This window comes from Nitrospirillum amazonense (genome assembly GCF_007828045.1).
GTDB classification, from domain to species: Bacteria; Pseudomonadota; Alphaproteobacteria; order Azospirillales; family Azospirillaceae; genus Nitrospirillum; species Nitrospirillum amazonense_C.
In genome coordinates this window covers 26,750-49,072 of the sequence record NZ_VITN01000028.1, presented here as the reverse complement: position 1 = coordinate 49,072, position 22,323 = coordinate 26,750, and the positions used below count along the sequence as shown (strand labels likewise).

Annotated in this window: 18 protein-coding genes; 10 read left to right on the top strand and 8 right to left on the bottom strand. The window is 66.8% G+C overall.

What is annotated here, in order from left to right; all coding sequences use genetic code 11:
- Nucleotides 1-4 precede the first annotated feature (4 nt).
- Nucleotides 5-1,387, bottom strand: coding sequence for an ATP-binding protein (locus FBZ89_RS27375; protein ID WP_145753945.1), 1,383 nt, complete (start codon nucleotides 1,385-1,387; stop codon nucleotides 5-7).
- A gap of 209 nt (nucleotides 1,388-1,596) precedes the next feature.
- On the opposite strand from FBZ89_RS27375, the gene FBZ89_RS27370 reads away from it, so the two are divergent.
- A complete protein-coding gene (locus tag FBZ89_RS27370) occupies nucleotides 1,597-4,029 on the top strand; it encodes a TonB-dependent receptor (RefSeq protein ID WP_145753943.1) in 2,433 nt (810 codons plus the stop codon).
- A 128-nt stretch (nucleotides 4,030-4,157) separates the two neighbouring features.
- Here the strand turns inward: FBZ89_RS27370 and FBZ89_RS27365 are convergent, their stop codons facing one another.
- Together FBZ89_RS27365 and FBZ89_RS27360 are read right to left on the bottom strand one after the other, a co-directional pair.
- Nucleotides 4,158-5,477: a PQQ-dependent sugar dehydrogenase gene (locus tag FBZ89_RS27365; RefSeq protein ID WP_145753941.1), complete on the bottom strand. Its 1,320-nt coding sequence runs from the start codon at nucleotides 5,475-5,477 to the stop codon at nucleotides 4,158-4,160.
- Nucleotides 5,474-5,974 carry a DUF2231 domain-containing protein gene (locus tag FBZ89_RS27360; RefSeq protein WP_211115371.1) on the bottom strand — a complete coding sequence of 167 codons (501 nt, stop codon included), beginning with the start codon at nucleotides 5,972-5,974 and terminating at the stop codon, nucleotides 5,474-5,476. The genes FBZ89_RS27365 and FBZ89_RS27360 overlap by 4 nt, the downstream gene beginning before the upstream one ends.
- A gap of 260 nt (nucleotides 5,975-6,234) precedes the next feature.
- On the opposite strand from FBZ89_RS27360, the gene FBZ89_RS27355 reads away from it, so the two are divergent.
- On the top strand, nucleotides 6,235-7,950 hold the full coding sequence (locus tag FBZ89_RS27355; RefSeq protein ID WP_145753939.1) for a tyrosinase family protein: 1,716 nt from the start codon (nucleotides 6,235-6,237) through the stop codon (nucleotides 7,948-7,950).
- Between the two features lie 185 nt (nucleotides 7,951-8,135).
- Here the strand turns inward: FBZ89_RS27355 and FBZ89_RS27350 are convergent, their stop codons facing one another.
- Entirely contained in the window at nucleotides 8,136-9,116 is a 981-nt protein-coding gene (locus FBZ89_RS27350) for a zinc-binding dehydrogenase (protein WP_145753937.1), read from the bottom strand.
- A 92-nt stretch (nucleotides 9,117-9,208) separates the two neighbouring features.
- Here FBZ89_RS27350 and FBZ89_RS27345 point away from each other — a divergent pair, with 92 nt between their 5' ends.
- A complete protein-coding gene (locus FBZ89_RS27345) occupies nucleotides 9,209-10,114 on the top strand; it encodes a LysR family transcriptional regulator (protein ID WP_145753936.1) in 906 nt (301 codons plus the stop codon).
- 75 nt (nucleotides 10,115-10,189) lie between these two features.
- On the opposite strand, the gene FBZ89_RS27340 is transcribed toward FBZ89_RS27345, so the two are convergent.
- Both FBZ89_RS27340 and FBZ89_RS27335 read right to left on the bottom strand, forming a co-directional pair.
- Nucleotides 10,190-10,675 carry a TspO/MBR family protein gene (locus tag FBZ89_RS27340; protein ID WP_145753934.1) on the bottom strand — a complete coding sequence of 162 codons (486 nt, stop codon included), beginning with the start codon at nucleotides 10,673-10,675 and terminating at the stop codon, nucleotides 10,190-10,192.
- Nucleotides 10,676-10,790: 115 nt separating this feature from the next.
- Nucleotides 10,791-11,870 carry a DUF5700 domain-containing putative Zn-dependent protease gene (locus tag FBZ89_RS27335; RefSeq protein ID WP_145753932.1) on the bottom strand — a complete coding sequence of 360 codons (1,080 nt, stop codon included), beginning with the start codon at nucleotides 11,868-11,870 and terminating at the stop codon, nucleotides 10,791-10,793.
- Nucleotides 11,871-12,112: 242 nt separating this feature from the next.
- Between FBZ89_RS27335 and FBZ89_RS27330 the strand changes: the two genes are divergently transcribed.
- The 3 genes from FBZ89_RS27330 to FBZ89_RS27320 are packed head-to-tail and all read left to right on the top strand — an operon-like array spanning nucleotide 12,113 to nucleotide 15,104.
- Complete coding sequence (locus FBZ89_RS27330) at nucleotides 12,113-13,429, top strand: ethanolamine ammonia-lyase subunit EutB (RefSeq protein WP_246172645.1); 1,317 nt, start codon at nucleotides 12,113-12,115, stop codon at nucleotides 13,427-13,429.
- Nucleotides 13,429-14,214, top strand: coding sequence for an ethanolamine ammonia-lyase subunit EutC (gene eutC / locus FBZ89_RS27325; protein WP_145753930.1), 786 nt, complete (start codon nucleotides 13,429-13,431; stop codon nucleotides 14,212-14,214). Before FBZ89_RS27330 ends, eutC begins: the two co-directional genes overlap by 1 nt.
- A 14-nt stretch (nucleotides 14,215-14,228) precedes the next feature.
- On the top strand, nucleotides 14,229-15,104 hold the full coding sequence (locus tag FBZ89_RS27320; protein ID WP_145753928.1) for a carboxylesterase family protein: 876 nt from the start codon (nucleotides 14,229-14,231) through the stop codon (nucleotides 15,102-15,104).
- Here the strand turns inward: FBZ89_RS27320 and FBZ89_RS27315 are convergent.
- A complete protein-coding gene (locus FBZ89_RS27315; RefSeq protein WP_145753926.1) occupies nucleotides 15,076-15,723 on the bottom strand; it encodes a TetR/AcrR family transcriptional regulator in 648 nt (215 codons plus the stop codon). The two genes, FBZ89_RS27320 and FBZ89_RS27315, sit on opposite strands and share 29 nt — an antisense overlap.
- Before the next feature lie 95 nt (nucleotides 15,724-15,818).
- Nucleotides 15,819-16,919: an LLM class flavin-dependent oxidoreductase gene (locus FBZ89_RS27310; protein WP_145753924.1), complete on the bottom strand. Its 1,101-nt coding sequence runs from the start codon at nucleotides 16,917-16,919 to the stop codon at nucleotides 15,819-15,821.
- A 315-nt stretch (nucleotides 16,920-17,234) separates the two neighbouring features.
- Here FBZ89_RS27310 and FBZ89_RS27305 point away from each other — a divergent pair, with 315 nt between their 5' ends.
- From FBZ89_RS27305 to FBZ89_RS27290, 4 genes are all read left to right on the top strand, one after another.
- A complete protein-coding gene (locus FBZ89_RS27305) occupies nucleotides 17,235-19,613 on the top strand; it encodes a TonB-dependent receptor (RefSeq protein WP_145753923.1) in 2,379 nt (792 codons plus the stop codon).
- A 13-nt stretch (nucleotides 19,614-19,626) separates the two neighbouring features.
- Entirely contained in the window at nucleotides 19,627-20,904 is a 1,278-nt protein-coding gene (locus FBZ89_RS27300) for an MFS transporter (protein ID WP_145753922.1), read from the top strand.
- 167 nt (nucleotides 20,905-21,071) lie between these two features.
- Nucleotides 21,072-21,848 (top strand): cyclase family protein, encoded by a 777-nt coding sequence (locus FBZ89_RS27295; protein WP_145753921.1) that lies wholly within the window; start codon nucleotides 21,072-21,074, stop codon nucleotides 21,846-21,848.
- Nucleotides 21,849-22,034: 186 nt separating this feature from the next.
- On the top strand, nucleotides 22,035-22,298 hold the full coding sequence (locus FBZ89_RS27290; RefSeq protein ID WP_040850272.1) for a hypothetical protein: 264 nt from the start codon (nucleotides 22,035-22,037) through the stop codon (nucleotides 22,296-22,298).
- The last annotated feature ends 25 nt before the right edge of the window (nucleotides 22,299-22,323 follow it).

Sequence of the window (22,323 nt, the reverse complement as noted above, 5' to 3'; positions counted from 1 at the left end):
CTGATCACGCCGCTTCCGAGGTCGCCAACGCGGCTATGCCGGCGGCCGAAGGCAGCACGGCGTGGACACGCACGCCCCCCTCTGGCCGGTTGCCCACCGTCAGGCTGCCGCCCAGGGCCGCCACCCGTTCCGCCATGCCGCGCAGGCCATAGCCTGTGCTGGGCGGCGCGTCCGCCGGCAGTCCATCGCCGTCATCCGTGATGTCGATGGTGACGCCACCGGCTGACGACGCCACGCCAACGCTGACGGCCCGGGGCCGGCCGTGGCGGATGGCATTGCTCAGGCTTTCCTGCACCACCCGGTAAATCGCGGTGTCCCCCAACTCACTCAGGTGCGGGCCAGGCGCCACGGTGACAGCGATGGCCACGTCCGGCCGGCGCGCGCGCCAGAAGGCCGCCAGGTTCTCCAGCGCCGGCCCCAGGCCAAGGTCGCTGAGGCCGGGCGGGCGCAGGCGGGCCAGGATGGCCTTCACCTCCTGCTGCACATGGGTCACCGCCTCGCGGGCGGAGCGGGCCTGGTCGCGCATCGCGACGTCACCCGCCCGTTCCGCCGCGGCCATCAAGGCGGTGACATCGACATTGATGGCGAAGAGGTAGGGGCCGACCTCGTCATGCAGGTCGCGGGCGAGCTCCGCGCGCTCCTCCTCCTGGATGGTCTGCAGTTGTTCGTGCAGGCGGCGGTTGCGCGCCTCCGCCGCCGCCAGGCGCTCGATCATGCGGTTGAAGCCCACGGCCAGGCGGCGCAGCTCTGGCGGGCCCGCCTCCGCTACCGGCCGCGCCGTCTCCATGCCGGTTTCCGCCACCTGGGCGAAGGCCTTGGACAACCGGTCGACGGAGCGCAGGGCCCGGCCCAGCGTCCAATAGACCATGGGCAGGGCAAGCGCGCTGAACAGCAGCATCATGACGGCGTCGTCGCCCAGTTCGCCCCACACTTCCGACACCTCGCCCGAGGGATCGGTTTCCAGGCGCAGCCACAGGCCCTGGCCGGAGAAGCCGGGCAGGGGCACCTCGGCGCTCAGTTGCGGCACGTCCAGCGACCGCACGAACCAAGCGGGGGCCGGATGGTCGGGCACGGCCAAGCGGGAACTGGCTACCACCCCGCCGCCCGGCTGGCGCAGGCTGACCCTTAGGTGACGGTCGCCGTTGAAGGCGCCAACCAGCCGCGTCAGCAGGACGGTGATATCCTCGTCACTGCGGTCCTGCGGCGCCGGTCGGCCGGCCAGGTGGGCCAGCGCGCTGCCGACCGTATGCTGGCCAACAGACAGGGCCGCCTCCATCTCAGTGCGCACGGACCGCTCCGCCCGCAGCCAGGCGGCGGCCCCGCCGGTGGCCAGGCTGACCAGCAACAACAGGGCGATGCTCAGAACCAGGCGGATGCGTAGCGACATGAGGTTGGTTCCCCAGTGGCCGGTAATGTGGCCGCCCTCCTTCGGACGGCGCCTCCCGCCCCTATCTAACAGGCGCTTGGGGGGCAGGTGCAACAACCGCTGTGATATCGGGAATTTTTCCCGGAAAAATCGGGAAGGGGGCCTATGGCCGGGCCGGGGCCCTCGGGGCTAGCCTAAGGTCAGCTCCATCCCACCGGTGCGCCCTGATAATGAAAAACATCCCGGCCGGCTTGTTGGCCCTGCTCTGCACCACCTGTTCCACCCTGGCCCTTTCCACCCTGGCCGGGGCGGCCGAGCCCGACCCGGCCCCCGATGGCGCCCCGCCGACCTTGAGCGACATCATCGTCATCGGCGTGACCCCCCTGCCGGGCGCCAACGTGCCGCTGGACAAGGTACCGGCCGCCGCCAGCACCCTTTCGGCGGACGACCTGGCCCGTCTGCATTCCGTGTCCATCCTGGACGGCATGGCCCAGCGGATGCCGGGGCTGGCGCTGTCGGACACCCAGGGTAACGCCCTGTTCCAGGATGTCCGCTACCACGGCTTCACCGTTTCGCCCCTGCAGGGCACGCCTCAGGGCATCGCCGTCTATCAGAATGGCGTGCGCCTGAACGAGGCCTTCGGCGACACGGTGAATTGGGACCTGGCGCCGGAGGTGGCGATCGACCGCCTGACCTTGGCCACCAACAACCCGGCTTATGGGCTGAACGCCCTGGGCGGGGCGGTGACCCTGGAGATGAAGAACGGCTTCACCTTCCAGGGAGCGAGCGCCGAGCTGCTGGGCGGCAGCAACGGACGGATCCAGGGCTCCGCCGAGTTCGGTTGGCAATCGGGGCCCTTCAGCCTCTACCTGGCGGCGGAGGCGGAGAAGGATGATGGCTGGCGCAAGCAGTCGGCGTCCGACGTCGAGCGCTTTTACGCCGACGCCGGCTGGCGCGGCGAAACGGCGGAGGTGCACCTGATCGCCGCCGCCGCGCGGTCCAGCCTGGGCGTCGTGGGCCCCACGCCGCTGGAAATGATCCAGGCGGATGAAACCGCCGTCTATACCTGGCCGCAGACCACCAAGAACGACAGCGGCATGCTGGCCCTGAACGGCAGGATCGACATTGCCCCTGGCTGGGCTCTGCAGGGCAATGTCTACGGCCGCCATTTCGGGCAGAAGCATGTGGACGGCAACGACAGCGATTTCGAAAGCTGCAGCGCGCGCTCCTCCTACGGCGGCAAGCTGTGCCTGGAGGATGATGCCTTCGGCACGCCGGCGGGCGGCAAGACAACCGCTTTCCGCAACCAGTTCGTCATCACCGACCTGGCCGGCCACACCGTCGCTTTCGACCGGGATGCCACCTACGGCACCCTGGACCGCAGCGCCACCGACACCACCGCCGTGGGCGGGTCGCTGCAGCTGACCAGCGACCGGCCGCTGATGGGCCTGGGCAACCGCTTCGCCGCCGGCGGCAGCATCGACCACAGCGACATCCGCTTCACCGCCACCACCACGCTGGGCATCATCAACCCCGACCTCTCAGTGACAACCCAAGGCGGCGACGCCGATGATATCCCAGGGGCCGGATTGATCATCCGCACCTTGGGCAACCTGGGCTACGCCCCGGTCTGGCTGTCCGGCACCACCGACTATTACGGCGCCTATGTCACCGACACGCTGGATCTGACGCCGGCTCTGTCGCTGACCGCCGGCCTGCGCCTGAACGTGGCTGACATCGGCACCCGCGACCGGGGCGGGGCGGCGCCAGAACTGAACGGCGACAACCGCTACACCCACTGGAACCCGCAGGCCGGCCTGACCTATCAGCTGGGCGGCGGAGTCAGCGTCTATGGCGGCTATTCCCAGTCCAACCGCGCGCCCACGCCGCTGGAGCTGGACTGCGCCGACCCCCTGCGCCCCTGCCTGCTGGAGAATTCCCTGGTGGCGGATCCGCCGCTGCGCCAGGTGGTGGCCGACACCTATGAAGCCGGCGTCCGCGGTACCCAGGGCATCCTCTCCGGCCGGCTGGACTGGACCGTGGGCCTGTTCCGCACCGACAGCGACAACGACATCGTGGCCCTGGCCAGCACCATCCAGGGCCGCGGCTATTACACCAATGTGCCCGGGACCCGTCGCCAGGGCGTGGACGCCGGCCTGACGTTCGCCGCCGAGCGCTGGCAGGTCTACCTGAACTACAGCTTCGTCGATGCCACCTATCAGTTCGACGGCGTGCTGGCCTCGCCCAACAACCCGCAGGCGGATGACAACGGCACCATCACCGTGCACAGCGGCAATCGCATCCCCGGCATTCCCCGCCACCAGGTGAAGCTGGGCGGCGATGTGGCAGTGACCGACGCGTGGAGCGTGGGCGGCGCCGTGCAGTACTATGGCAGCCAGTACCTGGTGGGTGATGACGCCAACCAGAATTCCCAGCTGACGCCCTATTGGACCATGGACCTGCGCACGTCCTACCAGATCCTGTCCAACATCCAGCTGATCGGCGGTGTCAACAACCTGTTCGACCGCCGCTATGCCAGTTACGGCACCTATTTCGACACGGGCGGTGCCAGCGACATCCTGGGCCGCACGTTGAGCGACGCCCGCACCCTGACCCTGGGCGCGCCGCGCACCTTCTACGGCGGTGTGAAAGTGTCGTTCTAGGCCATTGAGTTCATGCGGTTCCCTGCGGGCGACGCGATAAGCACCGTTAGGGAAGGGGGACCGGTTCCATCCGCTGCCGGTCCCCCTCTTTTTATCCGAACGCCAGGGACTGGAGTTCTTCCAGTAGCCTATTGCGCCGTCACCCGCCAGACCGTGTTGCCCACGTCGTCGGCGATCAGCAGGGCTCCGGTCTTATCCACCGCCAAGCCCACCGGGCGGCCGTGGGCCTTGCCGTCCTGATCCAGGAAACCGGTGACCACATCCACCGGCTGGCCGTTGGGCTGGCCGTTGCCGAACGGTATGAAAATAACCTTATAACCATTTGGAATCTTTCGATTCCAGCTGCCATGCTCACCCACGAAGGCGCCGCCCTGGTAACTGCTGGGCAGGGTGCTTCCGGTGTAAAAGACCATGCCCAGGGGGGCGACATGGGTACTGAGGGCATAGTCCGGCACGATGGCGCGGGCGACCAGATCGGGGCGCTGCGGCTTCACCCGCGGGTCGATGTTCTGGCCGTAATAGCTGTAGGGCCAGCCGTAGAATCCGCCCTCCTTCACCGAGGTCATGTAGTCCGGCACCAAATTGGGCCCTAACTCGTCGCGCTCATTCACCACCGCCCACAGGGTGCCGGTCTGCGGTTCCCAACTCAGGCCGTTGGGGTTCCGCAGGCCATCGGCGTAGATGCGCCAGCGGCCGGTGGCGCGGTCCACCTCCCAGATGGCGGCGCGGTTCTTTTCCGCCTCGATGCCGTTCTCGGTGATGTTGCTGTTGGATCCGACGCCGACATAGAGGCGGGTGCCGTCCTGGCTGGCCACCAGGCTCTTGGTCCAATGGTGGTCGATGGGGCCGCCGGGCAGGGGCGTCAGGGTGGTGCCCTCCGCCGTGATCTGGGTGTCGCCCTCGGTATAGGGGTAGCGGATGATGGCGTCGGTGTCGGCCACATAGAGGTCGTTGCCCACCAGAGCCACGCCGAAGGGGGAATTCAGGTGGTCCAGAAAAACGCTCTGGGATTCCGGCACGCCGTCGCCATCGGCGTCGCGCAACAGGGTGATGCGGTTGCTGTCCTTGGTTTCACCGCCGGACGTGGCCAACGATTCCACCCAATGCATGATCAGGTCCTTAGGGCGCTTGATGGGTTCGCCCTTGGGCGCCACGGATTCGACCACCAGCACGTCGCCATTGGGCAGGACGGTGAGGGACCGGGGATGGTGCAGCCCGGTGGCCATGGCCTGGATTTTCAACCCCTGGGCCACGGCCGGTTTCTCACCATCCTTCCAGCCGACCACCTTGGCCACCTTCATGGGCGGCAACAGGTATTGCTGCTGCTTGGGCAGGGTGGGGTTGGCGCCGATCTGGGCGTTGGGGTCCGTGCCCTGGCTGCCATCGTCGCAAGCGCTTAGGGTAAAGGCACCGGCCAGTGCCAGCAGGCGAAGGGTATGCCGCCTCATGGCCGCACCTCCACCACTCGGCGGCGGTAGACCAGCACCGACCAGCCGATCCAGTTGCTGGTCAGCACGACGATCAGCACCAGGGCCGACAGGATCAGCCCCTGCGGCACGACGGAGGTCCAGGCGTCGCGGCTGTGCACGAAACAATTCAGGATGGCCAGGCCCAGCGCCACCAGGTTGCCCAGCACATGCGGCCAGATGGGCGCCTGGGTCACGACGTAGCGCCGCTGCCCCAGGTCCACCAGGCCGGCGACCAGGGCCAGACAGCCCAACACCACGCCGGCGAACAGCAACCAGGCGGAGAAGTCCGCCCACATCATTTCCGCCGTGCCCCAGTAGGCGAGATCGGTGAAGAAGGCGCCGACGAAGCAGACACTGGGGAAGGGGGCCAGCATGGGATAAAGGGGGTGGCGCACAACCTCGGTGGTCGTGCTTTCCACAGTGGTCAGATGCACCGGTGTCCCCTGGACCGTCGATCGCGTGATGTCACTGGGCATGGCCATTCCTCTCCATAATCTTCCCCGCGCCCTCAACCCCTTAGGTGTCGGCGTGGTTCCAGAGGGCGCGTGGCTCCCGCTTCGGCGCACGCGTAAAAAGAGTATTTCTTCCGGACTGGTGGCGGCCCACAAACGGTCATTTTCCGCAGAAACCCTCAGAATTTGGCCATTTACCTACTATTAATGCAGGTATATCTATAGTGACAAAGCCCGCAGGTCGCGATATGAGTCGCGCATAGATTTCACCCAGGGGTTGTGAAATGCGCATCATCACGTCATCGCGCGCCGCCCGTCGCCTGATCGGCACGGCGGCCCTCGCCATCGCCACGGCATTCGCCGTCCCGTCCCTGTCCAATGCCGAGGCAAGCGCGGAGGCGGCCAAGGATTCAGCTAAATCCCCAGACGGCATCCGTCTCAGCTGGCAGGACTTCGCCAAGGACGCGGCCAAGGTCGCCAGCCTGCGCAAGGCCGTGGCCGTCATGAAATCCCGCAATAGCGCCGACCATGCCAGCGCCGTGTATCGCACCAGCTGGGAGTATTGGGCCAACATCCATGGCTATTTCGGCCCGGATTCGCCTTTCGGCACGGTGGCCGACAACACGCAGGGCCTGCCGCAGCAATACCTGGTCTATTTCAAGGGCATCCAGGACACGACCCCGCCGGACCAGGTGGCCAAGGACGTGTGGGCGAATTGCCAGCACGGCACGCCCTGGTTCTTCGCCTGGCACCGCCTGTACCTGCTGTATTTCGAAAAGCAGTTACAGGCGGCCGCGGGCGACCCGACCTTGCGCCTGCCGTATTGGGACTATAGCAACCCGGCCCAACTGGCCATGCCAGCGGCCTTCATCGACAAGACCTACGTCGACGGTTCGGGTAAGACCCAGCCGAACCCGCTGTATGAGGCCCGTCGCGCGCCCGGCTGGCTGACGGGCAAGGCCACGCTGAACGGCAACTCCACCAACATCAATTCCGCGCTGAAGCTGAAGCAGTTCACCGCCTACCAGAACTATATCGAGGGCAGGGTGCACGGCTATGTCCACTGCACCGTGGGCGTGACCTGCCCGGTGGTGGACATGGGCTCGGTACCCTATTCCTCCAACGATCCGGTGTTCTGGTCGCATCACGCCAACATCGACCGGATGTGGAGCTGCTGGAGCAATATCGGCGGCCACCAGAACCCGGACACCGACGCCTTCCTGAACCAGCCCTATTCCTTCGTCGACACCAGCGGCAAGGAGTTCACGGTCACGGTCCGCGACCTGTTCAACGGCACCATCGTCGACTACAAATATGAGCAGGAAACGAACTGCGCCCGCGGCGCCGGCGAGACGCTGGTGGCCAGTGCCGGTTCGACGGTCGCGCTGGCCGCCGCGGCGGTGAAGGCCGCCGACCAGCCGCCCAACCCGTTGACGCCCAACCCGTTGACGCCTAATGGGCCGGCCCCCAACGCGCCCGCCACCGAAAGCCTGCTTGCGGAGCCCCAACCGTTGAACGCGCCCTCCCAGCCGCTGGCGCTGACCCAGGCCAAGACCAAGGTGAAGATCACCATGCCCCAGGGCGGTGACAAGGCGCGGCTGCAGGCCTTCGCGCTGGCCCCGCGGAACGCGGCGGCGACCGAGACCCATTTGATCCTGGAGGGTATCAGCTACAAGGCGCACCCCGGCACCATGTTCGACGTGTTCCTGGAGAACAGCAAGGACCCCAAGAAGCGCGTGCAGGTGGGCACCATCAGCTTCTTCAGCCTGTCGGGCGCTGCGGCCGCCAAGCATGCCGAGCACCAGGGGCCCAAGACCGACGACTTCGACGTCACCGACGCCCTGCGCGAGGTCGCCGGCGGCAAGGCCAGCCTGTCCGACGTCACCGTCAGCTTCGAAGCCACCACCGGCCGCGAGGGCACCGGCGAGAAGCCGACGATGAATGCCGATGCCGGCCTGACAATCCAGAAGATCAGCCTGATGGTGCAGCCGGCCCAGTGATCCTGGACCGCATAAGCTGAGATGCCTGGAAGGGACCGCCGGAAACGGGGTCCCTTCCAATGGCATGATACAATTTCCATAAGATAGATTATCGGTTTTTTCCACATCCATCACGTCACGCACAGGTGAGTTCTAAACTGAAGCGCGATATCGCTTTAATATCAGTTGGAAGTGCCCTCGATCTTTTAAACTCGCAAGACCACCTTCCCGCCGGCCGCGTCCGTCTCCATCAGCCGGTGCGCCGCCTGGATGTCGGCAAAACCAAATACACGAGCAGGCCTGGCCTGGTAGGCCCCCCGAGCGACATTGTCGGCGAAGTCCTGGAACGGAATCACTCCGAGCGGATACTCCAGGGTGCCGAAGGCGAACGCGCTGGCGAATGTGCTGAGATGAACGCCGCTCGGCATTTGGAAGACGGGATCAAACTTGTCCAACGGCGTGCCACCGCCAAGAAACCCGGCCAGGCAAACGCGACCACCCCGCCGGAGTGCTGCCAGAGAGTCGAGCACGCTCGTCGTGCCGATCAGATCCAGCACCGCATCCACGCCGGTCGGCGCGATGTCCCGCACCTCGGCAGCCAATTTGCTGGCGCCAATCAGGACATGCGCCGCACCAAGTCGGTACAGCATCTCGGCCCGTTCAGCCCGACGAGTAGTGGCGACCGTTCTGACTCCCAGACCATTCGCGATGTTCAGGGCCGCTTGACCCAGCGCGGAAGTCGCTCCTCGGATCACCAGCGTCTGGGCGGAAGCCAGTTGGAGATTCCCAACCAGACAGGTCCAGGCAGTGGCGTAGGATTCAGGAAGTGCTGCGAGTTCTTCCCAAGGCAGATCAGTGTTGATGGCAACAACGTTTTCGCGCGGCACGCTCACAAACTCAGCGTAGGAGCCGTTACGTGTACGTCCCATCCCGCCCATGAGAGCGACGACCTTTTGGCCGGGCGCAAAGCCACCCTCGGGGTCAGTCTGAATGACACCGGCACACTCGATGCCGCTGATCTCCGCCACCTCGCCCCAGGCGCCGCTCCGAAAATAAAGCTCCGCCCGGTTTAAGCCGAAAGCTTTGACCGCGATCAGAACTTCGCCTGCTCGTGGCTCCGGTGTCGGGCGTTCGGCGAGACTGAGAACTTCGGGACCGCCGGGTCGGGTTATGACAATAGCGCGCATGCGGGGCTCCTTCTTTCCTCTTAGGAGATCTACATGCAGCGGGCATAAAGTTATTTTACAAAGTTTCTTACAACATTGTAGATTTTACCACCATGCATGGTTTAACGCTCGCCCAACTCCGCTCGATCGACGCCGTTGTCTCGGAAGGATCGCTGCAGGCCGCCGCGCTGCGGCTCGGCCGCACGCACCCAACCCTGCATACGGCCATCACCAACGTTGAGCGTCAGATCGGCTTTCCCCTGTTTGATCGAGCCGGATACCGCATGGTCCTTACGCCCGCTGGAGAGGCATTCCTGGCGCGGGCCAGACGCGTGCTCACGGAAATGGCGGACCTTCAGCTCTACGCGGCCCAACTCGCCGCCGGCGAGGAAAGCGAGTTACGGGTCGTGATCGGTGATCTGTCGCCGCTTCCCGAAATGCTGCGACTCCTGCGCGACTTCTTTGACGGACGCCCCGCCACCCGCCTACACCTTCAGTTCGCCGCGATTTCCGGCCCTTGGGAACTGCTGCTGGAGGGCCGTGCAGACCTGATCCTGCATCATGTCGATCAGAGCGATCCGCGCTTCGAGACGATCGACCTTCGCCGTGTTCGGTTGATCCCCGTAATCGCCCCGAATTTCCTGCCCTTTCCGGTGGAGGAGGCGTCGCCAGAACGAATGCGGGACTTGGTTCAGTGCGTCATTCGAGACAGCGCGGAGAATTTGCCCGCAAGAAACTACTACGTCATTGAAGGTGCGCGGACCTGCACGGTTAGTGATCAACTGATGAAGAAAGAAGTTATCTTGCAGGGTCTTGGCTGGGGCCACATGCCGGATTTTCTTGTCGATACCGAATTGCAGGAAGGCCGGCTGATCTCTCTGGTCAACGGTTATTTTCGCGGCGGCGTGATTGAGCTCGTCGCCGCGCGTCAGGCCGGACGCGTTCATGGGCCGGCAGCGTCGGCGCTCTGGCGTCTGCTGCAGGCGACCGCAGCCTCGACATACAAGGGCAATCTGTGACGATAGTGCTGATCGGCAAGGGTTGGTGTATTGCGTCGCGGAGCAGATCGCGTGCGGGAGAATTTGTCGCACATCTCAGTTCAGGAAATAGATCCCCGCGTTCAGCGCCGAGGCGAAGGCGACCCAGGCGGCATAGGGCAGGAACAACAGGGCGGCGGTACGGTCGCCGCGCCAGGCCGTGGCGATGAAGGCCAGGATGGTGATCAGCAACAACAGGATGACGGCCAGCGCCAAGCCCGTCAGGTGGGCAGCGAAGAAGATGGGCGACCAACAGAAATTCAGCAGCATCTGGATCCACCACAGCCGCATGGGCCGGCTGTCCCTGTCCCGCCGCCATACCATCCACCCGGCGATGGCGACCAGCACATAGAGGATGGTCCAGGCGGGCGCGAACACCCAATTGGGCGGCGTGAAGCCAGGCTTGGCCAAGTGCAAATACCACTGGCCCGGCACCGTCAGGTAGCCGATGGCCAATCCTATGCCCAGGACCAGGACGACGAAGAGGATGAGGGCCCGGGAAACCGACGATGGCGCCGGCGGTTCATCCTCATGGGTCGTCATGCGCACGTTCCTTGAACGGTGTCTACCAAGGCATTGGTACACAATAACTTCGCGACTGTCGCGCCCGTTCCATGCGCCCCGTTTGGTGCGCCCCGTTCGATGCCTGGTCGCCGGGTCAGCCGGCTTGCAGCCGCTTGATCAGATCCGGTGACCAGGTGGCCAGCCGGGCGCCGTGCGCGTTGGCTTCCTGCGCCAGCTGGTTGTAGAGTTCCAGCAGCTTGCGCGGGTCAAGCAGGCAATCGTTGAAGGCCGCGCGGCCGAAGCGCTTTTCCACCAGCACGGCCATCTCATAGCCCACGGTGTACCAGGCCCCCTGGGCATCGCCCCAGAACGGGGCCGCGCGCTTCATGATGTCCGCGTCCTGAATCAGCTTGTCGTCCAGGATGTCCAGCAGCAATTGCTGGATGGCGTCGAGGTCGGCGGCGAAGCGCTGCATGTCGCCGTCCCAGCGGGCGCGGACGGGGGCGTCATCCTCCCAATGGGGATGCCGGTCGGCGCCGGCGGCGGCCAGCATCGCCTCCCCCTCCCCGAAGGCGCTGAGCCAGGTCACGGCGCGTTTCACATTGGCGGGAAGCCCCGCTTGCAGTTCTTCCTGCCGCGCCGCCAGGCTTTCCAGGCCGATGTGGTGGCATTCATGGGCCACCGTGTTCTCGAACTGGTCGCGCGATTGCCGGTTGACGGCCAGGAAGATGGCCGGGCCGCCGTCCTCATCCGCCGCCGCCGTGGCAGGCTTTTTCCAGACGAAGCTGTTGCGCTGCGGCTTGATTTCCGGGAACACCTGGGCACGGATGCTGGCGCCCGGCGGCAGCCACGCCAGAACCCCGGCGCCCAGCCGGGCCATGTCCGCCTGTTTCATGGCGGCCAGGGTCGATGCCCAATCCGACCGCTGTGCCGCCGCCTCCGGCGACAACAGGAAGCGCTGGAAGTCCTCGTCGGAAAGGGGGCGTCCCATGGCCGCCTCCCGGGCCTTCAGCCACTGATAGGGCCGTGTCGCGAACAAGCGGTTCCAATCCGCCGTCGCGACCGGCTCATGCGCCGCGCTCTTGTCCAGGATGCGCAGGGCCTCGTCTGCCTCCGACGTGTCGAGCGCCAGCGACACCGGCGCCTGGGCCATGGCCGTCCCGGCCTGGGCCCAGGTGGTGCCAGCCAGGAAAAGACACGCCCCAACGACGGCGGAATACATCGATCCGTTCATGTCCGCGCCTCCCCTCAATCATACCGTCAAAATATCAGGACATGGGTCCGGCGCCGTAGGCCGCTTGCCGGTGCCAGGCTGGGGCCACTCGTCGCGCGGCCACCTTCTCCACGGCGGCATTCGATGTCATGATCGGCCCCGCCATGATGCCTGTCAGGGGAGATGTGGGCTTGGTTGGACGCGCGCCGTACCGCATCGCCTTGGGCGCCCGAACCTGGACATTCGCCGATCTCAAGGATCTGATGGCCAAGGCGACGCCGCCCCGATCGGGCGACCGGCTGGCCGGCATCGCCGCCCAGTCGGCCGAGGAAAACGTGGCGGCCAAGATGTGCCTGGCCGACCTGCCGCTGAAGACCTTCCTGACCGAGGCCCTGGTGCCCTATGAGCAGGATGAGGTCACCCGCCTGATCCTGGACCGGCATGACGCGGCCGCCTTCGCCCCGGTGTCGCACCTGACGGTCGGCGGCTTCCGGGATTACCTGCTGTCTGATCAGGCGACGACGGACGCGCTGGCCGCCCTCGCCCCCGGCCTGACGCCGGAAATGGCGGCGGCGGTGTCCAAGATCATGCGCAATCAGGATCTGATCCTGGCGGCGCGCAAGTGCCGCGTCGTCACCCGCTTCCGCAACACCATTGGTCTGCCCGGCACACTGGCCGTGCGGTTGCAGCCCAACCACCCGGCGGACGACCCCGCCGGCGTGGCGGCCAGCATCCTGGACGGGCTGCTCTATGGCTGCGGCGACGCCGTGATCGGCCTGAACCCGGTATCTGACAGCCTGTCGACGCTGGCCGACCTGGCGCGCCTGATCGACGGGGTGATCCAGCGCTTCGCCATCCCCACCCAGGCCTGCATCCTGACCCACGTCACCACCAGCATTGAGCTGATGAGCCGGGGCGTGCCGCTGGATCTGGTGTTCCAGTCGGTGGCGGGCACCCAGGCGGCCAACCAGGGCTTCGGCGTCAACCTGGCCCTGCTGCGTGAGGGCATGGAGGCGGCCCAGGCCCTCAAGCGCGGCACGGTGGGCGACAACGTCCTGTATTTCGAGACCGGCCAGGGCAGCGCCCTGTCCGCCGGCGCCCATCATGGCGTGGACCAGCAGACGCTGGAGGCGCGGGCCTACGCCGTGGCGCGGGAGTTCCGCCCCCTGCTGGTCAACACGGTGGTCGGCTTCATCGGGCCGGAATACCTCTATGACGGCAAGCAGATCATCCGCGCCGGGCTGGAGGATCATTTCTGCGGCAAGCTGCTGGGCCTGCCGCTGGGGTGCGACGTCTGCTACACCAACCATGCCGAGGCCGACCAGGACGACATGGACACGCTGCTGACCCTGCTGGCCACGGCCGGCGTGTCCTACGTCATGGGTGTCCCGGGGGCGGACGACATCATGCTGAACTACCAGTCGACCTCCTTTCATGACGCCCTCTATGTCCGCCGCCTGTTGGGCCTGAAGCGCGCGCCGGAGTTTGAGGCCTGGCTGACCGCCATGGGCATCACCGGCGCCGACGGCCGGCCCCTGCCCCAGCCGCCCAGCCAGCCCTTGCTGCGGGGATGGCGCTGATGGGCAAGCCGACGGTCACGCCCGACGCCTGGGCGCACCTGGCCGCCGCCACCCCGGCGCGCATCGCCCTGGGCCGGGCGGGCGACAGCCTGCCGACGGCGGAGGTGTTGCGCTTCGCCCTGGCTCACGCCCGGGCGCGCGACGCTGTGCACACCCCGTTCGACGCCACCGGCCTGGTGGAGCAACTGACGGTCCTGGATCTGGCGCCGGTGGCCGTGCACAGCGCCGCACCCGACCGCGCCACCTACCTCAACCGCCCGGATCTGGGCCGTCTGCTGGATCCGGCGGGCCGGCAGGCTCTGACGGCCTTGCCCACGACCCGTCCGGACCTGGCCATCGTCATCGCCGACGGCCTGTCGGCGACAGCGGTGCACCGCCAGGCCCTGCCCCTGCTGGCCGCCTTCCTGCCCTGGGTCCGGCGGGAGGGCTGGCGCCTGGCGCCGGTGGTGGTGGCGTCCCAGGCGCGGGTGGCGCTGGGCGACGCGGTGGGCCAGGCACTGGGCGCCCATGCCGTGGCCGTGCTGATCGGGGAGCGGCCGGGCCTGTCCGCCCCCGACAGCCTGGGCGTCTACCTTACCCTGAACCCCGCCCCGGGCCGCCTGGATGCCGAACGCAACTGCCTGTCCAATATTCGCGACGGCGGCCTCTCCCACGACCTGGCGGCCTTCAAGCTGGCCTGGCTGCTGCGCGAGGCCCGGCGCCGTCAGGTGACGGGTGTGGCCCTGAAGGACGAAAGCGACCGCTTGCTGGCCGATGGCCGCGCCCCCATGTTGCTGGCGGACTGAGGGAGGGGACGGCCGTGCTGCGGACAGGTTTGGTGGCGTTGTCGATGATGGCGCTGGCTTCAGGGGCCCAGGCGGAAGCCGGCCGCGTCGAGGAACGGACCCTGCCCTACGCCCCTCTGCCGGCCGACCTCAAGGCGGTGGACGAGGTCATCAAGGCGCCGCTCAGCGACGACTTCGTGGCCAAGACCTACACCGCCCCCGATGGCCGCACCGTGCCCTATCGCCTGCTGGCGCCGGCCACGGTGGCGGCCCAACCCATGGCGGCCAAGCTGCCCCTGGTGGTGGTCCTGCACGGCTCCGGCAGCATCGGCCAGGACAATGCCGGGCAGATGACCGGCTTCGCCAAGGCCTGGGCCCTGCCCGACCTGCGCCGCCGCTTCCCCGCCTATGTGGTGGTGCCGCAGGTGGACGCGCGCAGCGCCGACTACGCCCCAGGCGGCGACGGCCTGTTGGCATCCCACCCCGGCATCTCCCTGCCTGCGGTGCTGGCCTTGGTGGACGACCTGGCGGGCCGTCTGCCGGTCGACCCGGCGCGGATCTATATTGTGGGCTTCTCCATGGGGGCGTCGGCGGCGCTGGACGCGCTGGTGGCCAAACCCGGGCGCTTCGCCGCGGCGGTCGCCTTCTCGTCCGTGCCGCCGGACCGGGCGCGGGCCGCCGGGGTGGCGACCGTGCCCACCCTGCAGGTGCATGGCGACCACGACACCGAGAACCCCTACGCTGCCGACCATGCCTGGGCGGAGGCGGTGGCCGCCGCCGGCGGTGCGCCCGTCTTCGTGCGTTATCAGGGGATGGAGCACCGGTTGCCGCCAGACATGATCCTGGCGGCCGGCTGGCGGGAGTGGCTGTTCGCCCAGCGGCTCACGCCGGCCGTGCCGCCTCGTCCTTGACGGGCCGGCCGTAGCGGGCCAGCAGGGTCAGCACCGCCTCGTCGATGACGTGCGCCACCTCGGCATCGTCCACCACCTGATCGGCGGCCAGGAACGTGGGCCAGAAGATCAAATCGTTGATCATGCCCAGGAACTGGCGCGCGGCCAGGGGCACGTCGTGGATGTCCATGGTGCCGGCCGCGATCTCGGACCGCAGATAGGCATGCAGGCGGTCGAGGTAGGGTGCCTTGCCGCGCAGGAACAGCGCCTGACCAAGCTCCGGGAAACGCGACGCCTCCGCGATGATGACGCGGAACAGGGGGCCGGTGTGGGGCTGGCGCAGCTTGCCGGCATAATCATGGCCGATGGCGGTCAGGCCGGCGGCGGGGTTCCCGGCGGGCGGCGGCGGGCGCTGCAACTCCGGATCCACCTCCCACAACTCTTCCATGATGCCCTCGAACAGGGCGGCCTTGGTAGGGAAGTGCTTGAACAGGGTGCCGGTGGAGATACCGGCCTCCCTGGCGACATGGGCTAGGGTGGTGCGGTCGTAGCCGTGGGACAGGAAGGCCCGGCCGGCGGCGGCCAGGGCCGCGGCGCGCTTTTCGGACTTCACACGTTCCCGGTACTGTTCCACAGCCATAGCCGACACATCCCCAATTCCAGCCGCAAGCCGCCTATATACCGGCGGTCGCGGCTGGGGTTAAGGGAACAGATGTTCCCCTTCAAGGAACGCTTTTAAAGGGGGCCATGGTTCAAATGTGGCAGGACATGGCGGGCAAACAGGTCGCATTCCCGCGCATGCGGATAGCCTGACAGGATGAAGGCCTCAATCCCCACCGCCTGATAGGCCCGCAGCTTGGCCAGTACCTGGTCCGGGTCACCGACGATGGCGGCCCCACAGCCGGAGCGGGCGCGGCCGATGCCGGTCCACAGGTTTTCCTCGACATAGCCGTCGTTGTCCGAGGCCTCGCGCAGGCCCGCCTGGCGGCTGACGCCCAGCGAGGCGCTGTCCAGCGACTGCTTGCGGATGCGGTCACCCTCCGCCGCGTCCAGGCGGGACAGCAGGCGGTCAGCGGCCGCGCGCGCCTCCGCCTCCGTCTCGCGCACCACCACGTGGACGCGGTAGCCGAAGCGCAGCGGGCGGCCGTGGCGGGCGGCGCGGGCCGACAGGTCGTCGACGATGGCCTTCACCTCGCCCAGGCGGTCCGGCCACATCAGGTAGACGTCCGCCCCCTTGGCCGCGGCCTCGCGCGCGTCGTCCGACAGGCCGCCGAAGTAGAACAGCGGCGCCTTGCCATTGACAGGGCGGACGCGCGGGGGCTCCACCGCGACATTGTAGAACTCGCCCTTGAAGTCCACCGCCTCCCCATTCAGCAGGCTACGCAACAACGCCATCAACTCTGTCGTGCGGGTATAGCGGGCGGCGCTGGGCAGCGTCTCGCCCGGCATGTCGCTGGAAATGATGTTGATGCTGAGCCGACCCTGCAGCATCTGGTCCAGCGTCGCCAACTGGCGCGCCAACTGCGGCGGCCACATCTCACCACAGCGGATGGCCACCAAAAGCTTAAGCCGGCGCAACAGCGGCGCCATGGCGGCGGCGAAGGCGGTGGTGTCGATGCCCAGGCTGTAGCCGGAGGGCAGAAGGATGTTATCGTACCCGCCCTTCTCCGCCGTCAGCACGATGTTCCGACAGTGCTCGAAACTGGACAGCAGGGCCGGATCGCGCACCCCCAGGAACTCATAGTCGTCGTCGCAGAGGGCGGAAAACCAGCCCACCTCACAATGGGGGGCGGCCGACAACGAAGTCTGGGAGGACGGGGATGTGGTGTTCGACATGGGGTGGCTCAGGCCTTTCCATCTGGCTGGCATGCCCGGGGAATCGAATGGTTAAGTCCCTGAACATGAAGCGGAATTCGTGACGCGGGTCGAGGCCTGGCAAGGCCCCTGCCCGGGCCCGCACACTCTCCACCCCACCGGTTTCCATTTCAACTTATTTTTTGTGGGGAATGCTCATCACGCATACGGCAATTGTCCAAATTTGCAGTGAAGTTCGTTGACCGCGTTAATTTGTATGCTGAATATGTTAGTGAATAATCTTCAATAAACACATAAACTGATGTGAATTAATGCCACGGAAGGGGAGTTCGAGGGATGAAGACCACCAACAGGGCAGCCATCGGACAGTCGCGTAAAGTGGGTTTGTCATTCCGTCTGCTGGGCACCGCCGCCCTGGCGCTGTCCCTGGCGGGCGGCGCCCACGCGGCCGAGGCCACGTCCACGGATGACGACGCGCTGACGGAGATCATCGTGACGGCGCAGAAGCGGGGGGAAAACCTGACCTCGGTTCCGGTCGCGATGTCGGTGGTGACGGGCGACGCCCTGGCCCATGCCGGCGTCAGTACCTCGGAATCCCTGCCCAACCTGGTGCCGGGCGTGACCTTCCGCAAAGGCACCACCAACAAGAACTCTGCCCTGAACATCCGTGGCATCGGCACCCTGTCGTTCAGCTCGGGTGCGGAGCCCAGCGTGTCCACCGTGGTGGATGGCGTGGTCTACGCCCGTTCCGGCATGGCGGTGACCGACCTGCTGGACATCGACCGGGTCGAGGTGTTGCGGGGGCCCCAGGGCACGCTGTTCGGCAAGAACGCCTCGGCTGGCGTCATCAACATCGTGACGGCGGATCCCAAGACCAGCTTCGGCGGCTATGCCGAGGCATCCGGCGCCGACAATGGCGAGGTACGGCTGCGCAGCAGCATCTCCGCCCCCCTCAGCGGCGACCTGGTGGCCCAGCTCGCGGCGTTTTACGGTCATGCCGATGGCAATGGCCGCAATGTCCACAACGGCCACGACATCAACGGCTATGACCACAAGGGCGCCCGGGCCAAGCTGCAGTGGACGCCCACCGACGCGGTCAAGGTCACCTTCATCGGCGACTATGCCGAGGCGGACGACAATTGCTGCGCCGAATCCATCCAGATCATCTCCAACAGCGCCGCCAACGTGCGCGGCCTGATCCCGGCCTTGGCGCCCGTGTATCCCTCGGCGACCAACAAGGACATCAACAACGATGTCGATCCCCGCACCAAGGACCGCAACTTCGGCACCTCCGTCCAGGTGGACTGGGCGTTGCCGGCGGGGACCTTCACCTCCATCTCCGCCTGGCGCGGCTGGCACAATGTGGAAACCCGGGACGGTGATTTCACCGCCAGCTACCCGGCCTACGTGGGGTCATCCGTGCCCGGCGGCAGCACCAGCCTGGCCGACCATGGCTACGTCGACCTGAACCAGTATTCACAGGAACTGCGCTACGCCTCCGACCTGGGGGGCCGGTTCGATTATGTCGGCGGGTTCTTCTTCTTCCACACCGACACCAAGGAACGCTTCACCCGGTCGGACGTCACCTGCACCGCCTCTACCCTGGCGGCGCTGGCCAACGGCAACATCCCGTGCGCGTCCGGCAGTTCCACCTACGGCCGCGCCTCCGGCACGGCGGTGGACAGCGTGACCACCAACAACGAGGCGCTGTTCGGCCAGGGCACCTATCATATCACCGACGATTTCCGCCTGACCTTCGGCGGCCGCCTGACGCATGACGAGCTGGACTACACCTTCCAGCGCGTGGCCACCGCTACCGGTTTCGCCGGCATCGGCGCCAGCTTCGCCAGCGCCAACAACTACAGCCGCAACGACGCGTCGGCCAAGGCGGGGGTTCAGTACGACCTGGGCCCCAACACCATGGCCTACTTCACCTATTCCCAGGGCTATAAGGGGCCGGCCTACAACATCTTCTTCAACATGGCGGCCAACAACACCGGCCGCCTGTCGCCGGAAACCTCCAACGCCTATGAGGTGGGGCTGAAGACCTCCGCCCTGGACAACAAGGTCGTCGCCAGCCTGGCGCTGTTCCGCGACGACATCGACGGCTTCCAGACCAACAGCTTCACCAACATCAACGGTGCCGTGGTCAGCACCCTGGTCAACGCCGGCACGGTGCGCACCCAGGGCGTGGAACTGGATTTCCTGACGCGGCCCCTGCCCGGTCTGACGCTGAACGGGGGTGCCGCCTACACCGACGCCACCATCGTGCAGTTCGCCTGCCCCACCGGCGCGCCGGCCACCTGCTATTACCCCAATGGCAAGGTCCTGCCCTATGCGCCCAAGTGGAAGCTGACGGCGGACGCGGCCTACAAGCTGCCCCTGCCGGACAGCGTGCCCGTGGGCATCACCATCGACACCAGTTATTCCTGGCGGGCGGACCAGCAGATGGACATCGGCGAATCCCCGGCCACCATCCAGAAGGCCTATGGGATCTGGAATCTGGGCGTGGACTTCGCGGCACCGGAGGACCGCTTCGTCGTCCGCCTCTATGCCCAGAACCTGCTGAACCAGTTCTATACCGTGTCCAAGGTGCCGGACAGCGCCACCAGCGTGGTCAACGGCGTCGCCGTGCCCTCCACCACCTATGTCCGCCTGGGCGTGCCGCGCGATGCCCAGCGCATCCTGGGCCTGGGCATCCGGACGAAGTTCTGAGTAGGCTGACGGCATGACGACACAGACCGACACCGGCCCGGACAGCGTGACCGAGGCCCCCGCCCTTGTGGCCCGCCGGCCGCTGGGCTGGGCACCGTGGCTGGTGCTGGCCTGCGTCTTCGCCGCCACGGCCCTGAACTACGCCGACCGGCAGAGCATGGCCCTGCTGAAGCCCTTGATCGATGCCGATCTGGGTTGGGCGCAGGAGGATTACGGCCTGGTCATGACCGCCTTCCAGGCCGCCGGCATGCTGGCCCTGGTGGGGGCCGGCTGGTTCATCGACCGGGTGGGCTTGCGCTGGGGCTATCCCCTGGCGGTGGCGGCGTGGAGCCTGGCGGCCATGGCGCATGCCGGCGCCCGTACCACCGGGCAGTTCCTGGCCTGCCGCCTGGCCCTGGGTGTGGCGGAGGCCGCCAACACCCCGGCGGCCGCCAAGGCGGTGGCGCGCTGGTTCCCGGCCGACCGCCGCTCCATCGCCATCGGCCTGATGAACGCCGCGCCCAATGTGGGCGCGGTGGCGACCCCCCTGATCCTGCCCTGGTTGGCGCTGGAATGGGGCTGGCACCTCACTTTCTTCATCACCGGCGCCGCCGGCCTCATCTGGCTGGTGGCCTGGTTCCTGTTGCCCTCACGGCCCCGGGTGCGGGCCGTGGCCTCACCCGTCGAGGATCAGCCGGCCTGGTCCTGGCGGCTGCTGCTGACTGACCGGCATTGCTGGGCGGTGGCTGGGGCCAAGTTCCTGACCGATCCGGTCTGGTGGTTCATGCTGCTGTGGATGCCGGACTTCTTCCACCAGCGCTTTGATCTCGACATGCGGCACATCGGGGCGCCGGTGGCCACGGTCTACGCCCTGGCCACGGTGGGGGCGCTGCTGGGCGGCATCGTGCCGGCGCGCCTGCTGGCGGCGGGCGTGTCGCCCAGCCGGGCGCGCTGGATACCCATGGCGGCCTCCGCCGTGCTGGTCCTGCCCCTGCCGCTGGCGCTCTGGGCGGACAGCCCCTGGCCGGCGGTGCTGCTGGTGGGCCTGGTGCTGGCGGCACACCAGGGTTTCTCCACCAACGTTTTCGCGCTCGCGGCCGACGCCTTCCCCGTGCGCATGGTGGGCACGGCCATCGGTGTCGGCGCCTTCAGCGGCAATCTGGGCGGCGTGCTGATCCTGCAGGCCACCAGCTGGTTGGCGGCCCATGGTGGCTATCAGCCGCTGTTCATCTATTGCGCCGTGGCCTACGGCCTGGCCTTCCTGCTGGTACGTATCCTGATCCCACGCGTGCGGGTGGCCGACGGGGCATGACCTATTCGCCCCGCCGATGACGACGCATGGGTTTTATCGATTTTTCTTTTACCCCCGCGCCCCGGTCTAATGCGGACCCAAGACGGGAGGAATAAGGACACCAGCGTACCCGGGTCATGAACCCGGCGGTCCCGTCGCCCATGGTGGTACAGACAGGAACCGGCAGCATGGCCCGCACCTTCATCGACATCTCCGTCACCCTCGACAACGACGTGGTGGCCGACCCGCCCTTCATGCGCCCGCATATCGAGTACCAGACGCATAAGGATACGCTGCATGAACTGACGGCGTTCTTCCCCGAGCTGGACCCCAACGACATGCCGGATGCGGAGTTCGCGGCGGCCGAGACCGTGCGCCTGTCGACCCACAACGGCACCCATCTGGATGCGCCCTGGCACTACGCTTCCACCATGAACAAGGGGCAGCGGGCGATCACCATCGATGAGGTGCCGCTGGAATGGTGCTTCAACCCCGGTGTGAAGCTAGACTTCCGCCACCTGCCCGACGGCCATGTGGTCAGCGCGGCGGAGGTTGAGGCGGAACTGGCCCGCGTCGGCCATATCTTGCGGCCGCTGGACATCGTGCTGGTCAACACCCATGCCGGTTCCCGCTACGGCCAGGGCGACTTCCTGGGCGCCGGTTGCGGCATGGGGCGGGAGGCGACGCTGTACCTGACGGAGCGCGGCGTGCGCGTCACCGGCACCGACGCGTGGAGTTGGGACGCCCCCTTCCCCCACACTGCCAAGAAGTTCGCCCAGACCAAGGACGTGGGCCTGATCTGGGAAGGCCACAAGGCCGGCCGCGACATCGGCTATTGCCACCTGGAAAAGCTGCATAACCTGGAGGCTCTGCCCGCCACGGGCTTCACGGTCAGCTGCTTCCCGGCCAAGATCAAAGGTGCCTCGGCCGGGTGGACCCGGGCGGTCGCCATCATCGACGGGTAAAGCCGATAGACGCGGCGACCTACAACCATAATAAGAAATTTTTTCGACTCTGCCACTTTTCGAATTGACGGTTGACGCGTTGCGGCACACCTTAGGCGCGCCCTGTCGCATATGCGAACAATCTAAGGCCGCACGCTGCGGCGCGCATCGTCCTGGGCGTCAACCCTTTGAAAAATGGAGATCGGAATGGCCGGCGTGACTGAATTCACCAACACCCGCATTTCGGGCCACGGCGCCAACATCGCGGGGGGCATCGGCAGCTATGTCTGGGGCGGCCCGTCCCCCAACGTCACCATCTTCGCCGTGACGGGCCAGGGCCTGTCGAAGGGGGAGGAATACATCATCACCGCCACCGTCCTGCTGGGACCGGCGCTGCCTGTTCCCTTTGTCGTCACCTACACGGGCCAGATGGCCGGCGCGCCGGCCATCGCCACCTTCGAGGCGGTCTGACCCTCCGCGCGGGTCCCTTGTGATT